The 566-nt window shown below is 73.9% G+C and carries 1 protein-coding gene; it reads right to left on the bottom strand.

The genetic code is table 11. The features are described from left to right. Positions 1 to 5: 5 nt before the first annotated feature. On the bottom strand, positions 6 to 566 hold a 561-nt coding region (locus U9980_RS21410; RefSeq protein WP_322769561.1), incomplete at its 5' end, for a glycine cleavage T C-terminal barrel domain-containing protein.

The following is a 566-nucleotide window of genomic DNA, read 5'->3' as shown; positions in this document are numbered from 1 at the left end:
CAGGCCTACTTCGGGGACGCGTCGACGAACGGCGGCCGCACAACCGTCATCGTCGAGCGCCGTCCACGCACATCCACCCCGACGGTGTCGCCCGCACCGACCCGACGGTCGAGCAGGGCCAGGCCGACGCCGGTTCGCAGGGTCGGCGAGAACGTCCCACTGGTGACCTCGCCGACGGGCACTGCCTGCGAGCCGTACACCGTCATGTGCGGCCGCGGGATGCCGCGGTCGGTCGCGCGCAGCCCCCACAGCTGCCGCGCCGGGCCGGCGGCCCGTTCCGCCAGCAGCACGTCCCGGCCCCAGAAGCGCGGCTTGCCCCAGCCCACCGCCCAACCCGTCCGCGCCTGTACCGGGGTGATCGACATCGACAGGTCCTGACCGTGCAGCGGGTAACCCATCTCGGTGCGCAGGGTGTCGCGGGCGCCGAGGCCACAGGGCAGCATCCCGAGCGGGGTGCCCGCCGCCGTCAGCGCATCCCACAGCGCGGGCGTGTCCGCCCAGTCGGACACGATCTCGAAGCCGTGCTCGCCGGTGTAGCCCGACCGGCAGACGATCACGTCGGCACC

The sequence above is a fragment of the Protofrankia sp. Cr1 genome (assembly GCF_963555865.1).
Taxonomy (GTDB): domain Bacteria; phylum Actinomycetota; class Actinomycetes; order Frankiales; family Frankiaceae; genus Protofrankia.
The sequence above is the reverse complement of the archived record's forward strand: the minus strand, read 5'-3'. Positions and strand labels throughout refer to the sequence as shown.